The following is a 9511-nucleotide window of genomic DNA, read 5'->3' on the forward strand; positions in this document are numbered from 1 at the left end:
GGGCGACGACGGCCTGCGGCGCCACGCCGCGTTCGACCCAGTCCAGCAGCGGCGTCAGGAAGTCCACCGCACTCGGGCCTTCGCCACTGCCGCAGTGGTACACGCCGGGCAGCAGGTACAGGCGGGTGAAGGCCTCGGCCTGCGCGGCGCCCATCACGCGCTGGACGGCGTTGAGGTAGGCGACCGTGTTCAGCGGCGAGATGTGCGGGTCTGACCAGCCATGCCACAGGATCAGCTTGCCGCCGGCCTTGGCAAAGGCCGAGAGGTCGGGGTTGGTCGCGTCGAACAGCGGGCGCCGTGCGCGCAGGCGGTCGAAGGTGGCGCCGTCGAACGGCAGGTCGGCGAGGCGGAAGTCGGCTGGCGGGTCGGTCTCGAAGCTCAGGTTGCGCAGCGCGTCCAGTGCGATGCGTTCGCTGAAGATGGGCTGGCTGGCGCTCTCCGGCACGAACACGCCGGCCCAGGCCAGCTCGGAGCCCGGCATGGGGCCTGCCACGGTCAGGCGCTCGCCGGTTTCGGGGTCGCGCGGGCCGTCGTACAAGCGGCGCACGGCTTCGAGCTCGGCTTCGTTCAGGCATTTCGCACTGGCGGCCACGCCGGGTTCGCAGCGCAGCGGGGCCAGGTCCACGTAACAGGCGCGCGGGTTGGCGATCAGGCCATCGGCCTGGCCGTCGAGCTTGTCGCATTGCGCGAGCACGGCCTGGTGCAACAGCGGCAGCTTGGAGGCCACGAGTACGGCCTTGCCGTCCAGGCCGGTGTTGCTACGCGCCTGCCAGGCGTGGTACATGCTGTTCTGCACCTGGAAGTTCAGCGCGCCGGCACCGGCGATGATGCCGTCGAAGTCTTCCGGGTAGCGCTGGGCCTCGATCAAGGCTTCCCGGCCGCCGTCAGAGCAGCCGGTGAAATAGGACCTGGCGGCCGGCTTGCCGTAGAAGCTGCGGATCAACTGCTTGGCGGCCAGTGCAGTGAGGTGCACCGCGCGGTGCGCGAAGTCCGCGCGTTGCTGCGGGTCACGGCCAAAGTCACCGCTCATGCCCTGATGGCCCATGTCGGTCGAGGCGATGGCAAAGCCGCCCGCCTGCAGCGGCAGGCAGCCCTCGGCGGCGCCCACTTCCAGCGACGCGCGGCCGCACAGCCCGCCGCAGCCGACCTGCAAAAAGCGCCCGGTCCAGGTCTTCAGCGGCAGCGTCATCACGAAGCCGACGCTGGGCGCCAGCTGGCCTTCCACCGCGCAGACGAGTGCGCCGCCGTTGGTAGTTTCCCTGGCGCTGGTGACGCGGCTGCCATCCCCGCCGATGGCGCTCAGGTCCGCCTTCAACAGGCTGCTGCAAGCCTGTGCCGGCTTGAGGGGTGCAGGCTTCGCAGCAGTGGCCGCCAGGGCCTGGATGGACGCGAAGACAAGGCAGCCGAACAGCAAGGTCGATGCGGTCCTCAGACGGACAGGTAAGGGCAGGGTCATGGTGTGAGCGAGTGGCCTCAGAGGTCGGTCAGGGCTGGCCATGATTGGCGCATCAACGGGGCATGTCAACCGCCGGCACGGGTGTGGCTGACGCGATAACGCCGGGTAATTGCGCCACCGGTTCCGCCATCTTCTGACGCTGGGGCCGGCTTCCTACACTGCGGCGCTCATTCAATCAGCACGGTGGCGCCACGATCACCGCCAGCCCTACCGGAGACAGCCGACATGCATCGATCCCTGCTGAACCTGGCCGCCTTGGCCATGCTGGCCTCTGCCAGTTTCGCCACCCAGGCCCAGACCGTGACCATCTACGGCCTGCTCGACCAGTCGGTCGAACACCTGACGAACGTGGGCGCAGCCAGCACCGGCACCAACCGCCTGCCGGGCCTGACCGGCACGGTGCCTTCACGGCTGGGCTTCCGTGGCACCGAGGATCTGGGTGAGGGGTTGAAGGCGGTGTTCACGCTGGAGCAGGGCCTGGGCCTGGACACCGGCACCTTCAACCAGGGCGGGCGGGTGTTCGGCCGCCAGGCTTTCGTGGGCCTGACCGGCAACTGGGGCAGCCTGACGCTGGGCCGCCAGTACACGATGCTGTTCTGGTCGCAGCTGGATGCCGACATCCTTGGCCCCAACGCCTATGGCTCGGCCTCGCTGGACAGCTACCTGCCCAATGCGAGGGCCGACAACGCGGTGGCCTACCGCGGCACGTTCAACGGCTTTACGGTGGGCGCCACGTACAGCCTGGGCCGCGACTCTGTCAACGTGCCCAGCCCTTCGGGCACCAACTGCGCCGGCGAAAGCGCGGCCGATGCGCAAGCCTGCCGCGAATGGTCCGCGCTGGCCAAATACGACGCGCCGAACTGGGGCCTGGCGCTGGCGGTCGACCAGATCCGCGGCGGCACCGGCGCCTTTGCCAGCCTGACCAGCAGCACGCTGACCGACCGGCGCGCCACGGCAGCCGGCTGGGTCAGGTTCGACGCACTGAAGCTCGGCGCCGGCGTGATCTCGCGCCGCAACGAAGGCAGCGCCACCACGCCGCGCAGCGGGCTCTGGTATGCCGGCGCGGCCTATGCCGTGACGCCAGCCTTCACGCTGGACGGCGAGCTGTTCCGGCTGAGCTACAAGGACAGCGACAACAAGGCCACGCTCTACGCGCTGCGCGGCGCCTACAGCCTGTCCAAGCGCACGGCGATCTACGCGACAGCCGGCCGCATCGGCAACAGTGGCACGCTGGCGCTGGCGGTCAGCAATGCAGCCGCGGGCAACGGCCCGGTGGCTGGTGGTGTGCAGGTGGGCATTGCGGCGGGCGTGCGCCACGCGTTCTGACCATCGCCCCTGAACCTGCGAGACTGGGCGCCAGTCTGCAGGAACGGGTGAGTGATGGAACGAGTGGATTGCATCGTCGTCGGTGCCGGCGTGGTCGGGCTGGCCGTGGCCCGCGCGCTGGCCCTGCGTGGCTTTGAGACCGTGCTGCTTGAGCGCGAGCACTGCATTGGCAGCGGCACCAGCTCGCGCAACAGCGAGGTCATCCACGCCGGCATCTACTACCCCACCGGCTCGCTGAAAGCCGAGCTGTGCGTGCGCGGCAAGCAGCTGCTGTACCACTACTGCGCCAGCCACGGCGTGGCGCACCGGCGCTGCGGCAAGCTGATCGTTGCGACCTCGGCCGAGCAGCGCGACACGCTGGAGAAGCTGCAGGCCACTGGCCATGCCAATGGTGTGAGCGAGCTGGCGATGGTCAGCGCTGCGCAGGCGCGGGCTGCCGAGCCGCAGCTGCGATGCATGGCCGCGCTGGAGAGCAGCAGCACCGGCATCGTCGACAGCCACGGCCTGATGCTGGCGCTGCAGGGGGACTTCGAGCAGGCAGGCGGCATGCTCGCCTATGACGCGCCGGTGCTGGGCGGTGAATGCGGGGCCGAAGGCATCACGCTGCAAGTGGGCGGCGAGCAGCCGATGGCGATCCACGCGGGCCTGGTCGTCAACAGTGCTGGTCTGCACGCACAGGCGCTGGCCAGCGGCCTGGCCGGCTTCCCTGCGGAACAGGTGCCGCCGCTGTACCTGGCCAAGGGCAACTATTACAGCCTGGCCGGCCGCTCGCCGTTTTCGCGGCTGATCTACCCGGTGCCCGAGCCGGGCGGGCTGGGCGTGCACCTGACCATCGACCTCGGCGGCCAGGCCCGTTTCGGGCCGGACGTGGAATGGGTGGACACGCTGGACTACCGGGTCGACCCGGCACGCGCCGATGCGTTCTACGCGGCCATCCGGCGCTACTGGCCCGGCTTGCAGGACGGCGCCTTGCAGCCGGGCTACGCCGGCATTCGCCCGAAGATCAGCGGGCCGGGCGAGGCGGCGGCCGGCTTCCTGATCCAGGGCGAGGCCGCGCATGGCGTGCGCGGCCTGGTCAACCTGTTCGGCATCGAGTCCCCGGGGCTGACCGCTTCGCTGGCGATTGCAGAGCGGGTGCTCGCGGCGCTGTAGCGCGCAGGCGAAAAAAAGCCCCGCGGTTGCGGGGCGAATGAGTGGTCAGTGGGACCAGTCGATCAACTTGACATTCGGACAGCCACATCACACCGGCACATGGCCGGGGCGCTCAGCCGTTGATGCTGCGCTTGCCGGTGACCACGACCACCTGGGTCGGGGCGCTCGGCGTGGCCTGGGCGAACTGTTCGGCCTGGACCTGCCGGTCGGCGTAGTGGCTCAGGCTGGCCAGCACGGTCAGCGTGACGGTGGCGGCCAGTGCCAGGAAAGGGGCGCGGGTGCGAAGGCTGGTGGTGTTCATGAACGTGAAGGGGGTCATTTGGGGCTCCTTGCGGTGTGCGGTGGGTGTCGATGGATGTACTTTAGGCAGCCGCGATCCCCGCCGCGACCGTCTTGCGACAGGCGGGGCCGGCAGGTGATTGAGTTGCCTTTGCAGGCGATGAGTGGTGGCCAGCTGGCCACTGCCGTGTGGCGCAGAGCGTCAGGTGCTCAAGGGCTTGCCGGGCGGCGGCACGGCCGAGGCCGGGGCTTCCGGCGCATCGTCCAGAAACAGCGCCGGCACGGCGGCAGCCGCCTCGGGCAACTGCGCGTCAGCCAGTTGCGAGCCCTGGCGCTGGGCTTCGGCCACCTGCACCAGGCCGGCCAGCAGGCTGAAAGTCATCACCGCGGCCATCAGCAGCAGGCCACTGCCCAGGCTGTCCAGCAGGGCGTTGGCAAGGGAAGAGATCCGGGTCTTCATCGGAAACTCCTTTCAATGGTTGAACCGCCAAACCGTGGCTCACAGCCTCGGCCCGGCGCTTGTCTGCGGTGTTGCGCGCTTGCCGGTGTCGGGTGAAGCTGCGCCTCAGTCGCGGAAATAGTCCTGGCGCAGTGCGCCGTCAAAACGAGCCGCTGCGCAGGCAGCACTGCATGAAACCGGCGCGCCGAACCGCAGGGGCAGGGGTCTTGGCGCCCCAGCTTCTCCAGCAGTTCCTTGTCGCCATGCACCACCCGCGCGCCGCGCTTGACGCCGGTCTCGGACGGGTAGCCTTTGCGGCGCTTACGGGTGGGTTCGAAAGCTGAAGGCTTCAGCCGCCTGTGGGTTGTACTTCTTCATGATGTCCTCCTGTTTTTGGGGTGAAAGCGCGATGCGCTCAGGGGTGGCCGGCCGGGATCGAACCGACATCAGTGGCATCACAAGCCACGGCTCTGCCATTGAGCTACGGCCACGCCTGAGCGCACTTGGTGAAAGGTTCCGGTGACGGGTTCCGGTGCCGCCCAATCTTTGCGGCCGATTTCCGCCTTCGAAGCGTGAGCTCGACGAAGGCTTCGTGAAACATGGGTCTTCAGTCCCATCACGGTTGTGCTCCAGCGCGAACGCAAGACCCCGAAGGCTTGCGCCGTGTTCTCGCTGCACGACACGGGCGTCCCCGTGGCGCACATCCTGGCCGCTCTCACACAGAGAAAGCGCACTGCTCGGCCGTTTTGCCGAAACACACCCGTGATGGGACAGAAATTCAGAAGGTCAAAAGCAACAAGGCCCGGATCCTTTCGGATGCCGGGCCTCGATGGATTCGAGTAGGAGGCAACGCGCTATGCGCTGGCCTCGCCCGGGGGCATGTTGTGGCTGTGATCACCGGCCTGGCTGTTCAAACCGCAAACGTTTGCAGACAAGCCTGCAAACCCTGCACCCATGCCGGTGCACTGGCCCGAAAGGGGCAGCGAACGCTTGGCGATGAAGGTGGCGGAGTTCACGGTGAGACTTCGGTTGGGTTGGAACGAAAGACCTGGTGATCGGTGGAACCCGAAGGTTCCGGTGCCGTGAGCAGTGGAAGCCACTCAGCAGCGAATGGGTGAACTGTAAAGAGTCTTCACTTCTGCGTCAAGCGGGTGCGACAATCTTTGTGTTCCAGATCGTGTCTTCGCCGCCACAACCGCTTTCGTGTCAGACAACCTCACCGTGAATCGCCGCCAGAACGTGCTGGCCTTGTTTCAACGTTATGCCGAGTCGCAGATGCGGGCTGGCGTGCCGCCCAAGGGCATGGAGCAGGCCTTTGCGCAACAGCTGCAGATCAGCCCCAGCATGTGGAGCCAGATCAAGAGCAGCCGGCCCATCGGTGACAAGCTGGCGCATCAGATCGAGGTGGCGTGCGAGCAGCCGCTGGGCTGGCTGGACGGCGAGCATGTGCCGCAGTCGCCGAGTGCCGCCGAGCAGCAGTTCCTGGCCTTGGCGCAGGAAGTCTGGCGCGGCACGAATGCAGAAGGGCGCAAGCGCCTGAAGCAGTTGCTGAAGGAACTTCGCTGAGCGCTTGGCTCAGACGGCGCTGCGCTTGCCGCAGACCACGACGACCTGCACCGCGCCTTGCGAAGCGGCCTGTGCGACCAGCGCATCGTCCGCCTGGGCATTGGCGATCTGCGACATGCCGGCCAGCACGCTGAAGGTCACCATCGCGGCCAGGCTGAGGAAGCCGGTGCGGGCGGCCTTCGAGCTGGCTTGGAATTCGCGGGTGTTGACGTTGGCGGTGCTGTTGGGGGTGGTCATTTGAGGCTCCTGCTGGGCTGCAAATCGTGTTTCGATGGGTGGACTTTAGGCAGCGCCGCTTGCGCTTGCGACCGGGATGCGACGAGTTGCCGCAGCGCCTGGCCAAACTGCTGCCCGCAGGGATGAACGGCAGCGGCTGAACTGTGTGGAGAAGGTCTACCGGGACGTCTACTCAGTGGTGCGTCGACCGGCTGCTGCAGCGGCCCGCTGGCGTTCGGCGCCACAACGAAAAAGGCCCCGCAGTGCGGGGCCCTCGGCGCGGGATCGACGCGACTGGGTGTCAGACCCGCTTGCCGGTCACGACGACGATCTGCAGCGGCATTTCGTTGGCCGGCACGGCGCTGGCGAGCATCGTCGCGGCGTTGCTGCGGGCCTGGGCCAACTGCACGTCCTGGACTTGCTGGCCGGCGATGTGGGTCACGCCCGCCAGCACCGTCAGTGTGACCACGGCGGTCAGACCGGCGAAGCCGGCGCGGGCGGCGTTGGAAGCAGCGGCGAAACGGGTGGCGGTGGCGGTCATGGTGGGCTCCTGGTGCGGTTCGGGGTGTCGATGAGTGGACTTTAGGAAGCCGCGGCCTGCGGTGCGACCGGGATGCGACGAGTTGCCGGTTTGGCCGTGCAGAAGGTTCGATTTGCTGACGAAACGTCGGTGGCCGGCAGCGAATTCGCGTTTCGCGTTCTGCGATTGGGGCACTCAGTGAGCGGTGCTGGGCGGCATGTCAAAGTCATGCTGTTTGTGCATAACCCGATGCGAAGGCACTTTGGATCTGGTCTGGTGAAAAGGCGGTTTTGCCAATGAAAACAAGGCTTTGCGTCGTGAAATGCGGCCGTTTCTAGGGCCTTGTTAACCGATCCCTCGCCAGCACGATTGAGTGGAAACCCTTAGACTACATTGCATACAAAAACCAAACCGGGCTGTCCGGAGCCACCGCTCCGAGAGATGGCCCTCCATCAGCCCCAAAAAGGGTACAGACCATGACCTCCGTTCAAAACACCTACGCAACTGTCCGGCGTTTCATCGCCCAACTGACTACCCCTTCGCAACGCGGCCAGGACGCCAGCCGTGAAGACGACGAGCGCTACCTGTCGCAAGCCGTCGACATGGGCGACCTGGAGCGGCGCATTCGCCGGCTCGAGCGCGGCACCGTCGAGAGCGCGCACACGCAGCTCAGCATGATGAGCTGGAGCCACTGAATGCGTTCCGACCTGATCCTGGCGATCCTGGGCGCCTTCCGTGCGGCATTTGCCGCGCCGGTGCGTCCCGCGGCTCCCGTGCCGCGTCGCCCGCTGTAAACTGATCTTCTTCCAGGAGAAGCCGAAGCACTTGTTGCTGAAGCTGCCGAAGGCGTACCCCTCAGAACGCTCAGGCCCAAAGACTGGAACCATCTCGACAAACTGGAGAGCGTTGCACGGCAGGCCTTGAAAGCTTCGCCGATGGCAGCCGCCGAAGGGGCAAGCGCCGCGGGGAACCGCGGCGTGAATCTCTCAGGCAAAAGGACAGTGGGGGCAGTGGCCGGAATCTTGCGAGCAGATCGCAAGGCTTCGGCCACTGCCCCTTTCTTTTTGCCTGAAAGAAAGCGCTTTCCCATGAAAGTCATCGTTCTCGGCGCCGGCGTGATCGGCGTGTCCACGGCCTGGTACCTGGCGCAGGCCGGGCATGAGGTCACCGTGCTGGAGCGCAATGCTGGTGCGGCCCGCGAAACCAGCTTCGGCAACGGCGGCCAGATTTCCGTCAGCCATGCCGAGCCCTGGGCCAACCCCAGCGCGCCGCTGAAGCTGCTGAAGTGGCTGGGCAAGGAAGACGCACCGCTGCTGTTCCGCCTGCGGGCCGACCCGGCGCAGTGGCGCTGGGGCCTGAAGTTCCTGCTGGAATGCCCGGCCGCGCGCTCCAGGCGCAACATGATCCAGCTGCTGAACCTGGGCACCTACAGCCGCAGCTGCCTGCAGGCGCTGCGCGCCGAGACCGGGCTGCAGTACGACCATCTCACCAAGGGCATCCTGCACTTCTACACCAGCCAGCAGGAGTTCGACCTGGCGGTGGAGCCGGCGCGCGTGATGCGCGAACTGGGCTGCGAGCGCGAGGTGATCGGCCGCGACGAGGTCGTGAAGCTGGAGCCGGCGATGGCCCACATCGCACCGCAGCTGGCCGGCGCCACCTACACCAGTGCCGACGAATCCGGCGACGTGCACAAGTTCACCACCGGCCTGGCCGCACTCGCTGCCGAGCGCGGCGTGAAGTTCCGCTACGGTGTGCGCGTGCAGAAGCTGCGCAGCGAAGGCGGCGAGATGACCGGCGTGGAGTTCGCCAACGAAACCGGCATGTACGAGGTGCTGAGCGCCGACGCCTACGTGCTGGCCGCCGGCAGCTTCAGCCCGCAGCTGGCCAAGCAAGCCGGCCTGACGCTGGACATCTACCCGGCCAAGGGCTATTCGGCCACGTTGCCGGTGCTGGACGCCGCCAAGGCCCCGCAGGTCAGCCTGACCGACGACGAGTACAAGCTGGTCTTCTCGCGCTTCACCTCGCCCGAGGGCGACCGCCTGCGCATTGCCGGCACGGCCGAGCTGAACGGCTACGACCTGGCGCTGAACCCGGTGCGCTGCGAGGCCATCGTGCGCCGCACGCTGCAACTCTTCCCCGGCGTGAGCCGGCCCGAGCTGGCCAGCTACTGGACGGGGTTGCGTCCGGCGACACCCGGCAACGTGCCCTACATCGGCGAAAGCCGCGTGCGCAAGCTGTTCCTCAACACCGGCCACGGCACGTTGGGCTGGACCCACGGTGCGGGCTCCGGCCATGCGCTCGCGCAGCTGATCGACGGCCGCCGGCCCGAGGTCGACTTCGCCTTCTGCGGCCCGCTGCCGGCCAGGCAAAGCCTGTCGCTGCAACCGGCCTGAGTGGGGCCCGCTGTCTGTCGGCCTCTAACATTGGTCGATGGACATCTCACTTTTCAGCCAGGCCATGTTGGTCGGCCTGTCGATCGCCGCGCCGGTCGGGCCCATTGGCCTCTTGACCATCCAGCGCACGCTGGACCAGGGCCAGGCCGCCGGCCTGGCCACCG

At 67.3% G+C, this 9511-nt stretch carries 10 protein-coding genes, 1 tRNA gene, 1 pseudogene and 1 riboswitch; of the genes and pseudogenes, 6 read left to right on the forward strand and 6 right to left on the reverse strand.

Annotated features, from left to right (window positions below):
* Positions 1–1456 (reverse strand): tannase/feruloyl esterase family alpha/beta hydrolase (locus tag FKP22_RS12235; protein WP_141287771.1); only part of this gene is annotated, 1456 nt, incomplete at its 3' end.
* Between the two features lie 225 nt (positions 1457–1681).
* Between FKP22_RS12235 and FKP22_RS12240 the strand changes: the two genes are divergently transcribed.
* Both FKP22_RS12240 and FKP22_RS12245 read left to right on the forward strand, forming a co-directional pair.
* A complete protein-coding gene (locus tag FKP22_RS12240) occupies positions 1682–2782 on the forward strand; it encodes a porin (protein ID WP_141287772.1) in 1101 nt (366 codons plus the stop codon).
* A 54-nt stretch (positions 2783–2836) separates the two neighbouring features.
* Complete coding sequence (locus tag FKP22_RS12245; protein WP_141287773.1) at positions 2837–3934, forward strand: NAD(P)/FAD-dependent oxidoreductase; 1098 nt, start codon at positions 2837–2839, stop codon at positions 3932–3934.
* 112 nt (positions 3935–4046) lie between these two features.
* Here FKP22_RS12245 and FKP22_RS12250 read toward each other — a convergent pair whose 3' ends face one another.
* The 3 genes from FKP22_RS12250 to FKP22_RS12260 form a co-directional block, all read right to left on the reverse strand.
* The gene (locus FKP22_RS12250; RefSeq protein WP_141287774.1) at positions 4047–4253 is read right to left on the reverse strand and encodes a hypothetical protein; all 207 of its coding nucleotides are present in this window, start codon (positions 4251–4253) and stop codon (positions 4047–4049) included.
* 162 nt (positions 4254–4415) lie between these two features.
* Positions 4416–4673: a hypothetical protein gene (locus tag FKP22_RS12255; protein WP_141287775.1), complete on the reverse strand. Its 258-nt coding sequence runs from the start codon at positions 4671–4673 to the stop codon at positions 4416–4418.
* Positions 4674–5072: 399 nt separating this feature from the next.
* A tRNA-His gene (locus FKP22_RS12260) sits at positions 5073–5143 on the reverse strand.
* Between the two features lie 712 nt (positions 5144–5855).
* Between FKP22_RS12260 and FKP22_RS12265 the strand changes: the two genes are divergently transcribed.
* Positions 5856–6218: a hypothetical protein gene (locus tag FKP22_RS12265; protein ID WP_141287776.1), complete on the forward strand. Its 363-nt coding sequence runs from the start codon at positions 5856–5858 to the stop codon at positions 6216–6218.
* Positions 6219–6227: 9 nt separating this feature from the next.
* On the opposite strand, the gene FKP22_RS12270 is transcribed toward FKP22_RS12265, so the two are convergent.
* On the reverse strand, positions 6228–6455 hold the full coding sequence (locus tag FKP22_RS12270) for a hypothetical protein (protein WP_141287777.1): 228 nt from the start codon (positions 6453–6455) through the stop codon (positions 6228–6230).
* A gap of 280 nt (positions 6456–6735) precedes the next feature.
* Positions 6736–6975 carry a hypothetical protein gene (locus FKP22_RS12275; RefSeq protein ID WP_141287778.1) on the reverse strand — a complete coding sequence of 80 codons (240 nt, stop codon included), beginning with the start codon at positions 6973–6975 and terminating at the stop codon, positions 6736–6738.
* A gap of 455 nt (positions 6976–7430) precedes the next feature.
* On the opposite strand from FKP22_RS12275, the gene FKP22_RS12280 reads away from it, so the two are divergent.
* The 3 genes and pseudogenes from FKP22_RS12280 to FKP22_RS33835 all read left to right on the forward strand — a co-directional run.
* Positions 7431–7649, forward strand: coding sequence for a DUF3563 family protein (locus tag FKP22_RS12280; protein ID WP_141287779.1), 219 nt, complete (start codon positions 7431–7433; stop codon positions 7647–7649).
* 191 nt (positions 7650–7840) lie between these two features.
* A riboswitch (glycine riboswitch) is annotated at positions 7841–7966 on the forward strand.
* Positions 7967–8018: 52 nt separating this feature from the next.
* Entirely contained in the window at positions 8019–9347 is a 1329-nt protein-coding gene (locus FKP22_RS12285; RefSeq protein ID WP_343997028.1) for a D-amino acid dehydrogenase, read from the forward strand.
* Between the two features lie 37 nt (positions 9348–9384).
* Positions 9385–9511 (forward strand): annotated as a pseudogene (locus FKP22_RS33835) (lysine transporter LysE); the annotation flags it as partial.

This window comes from Ideonella azotifigens, from assembly GCF_006519715.1.
Classification (GTDB): Bacteria; Pseudomonadota; Gammaproteobacteria; order Burkholderiales; family Burkholderiaceae_C; genus Ideonella; species Ideonella azotifigens.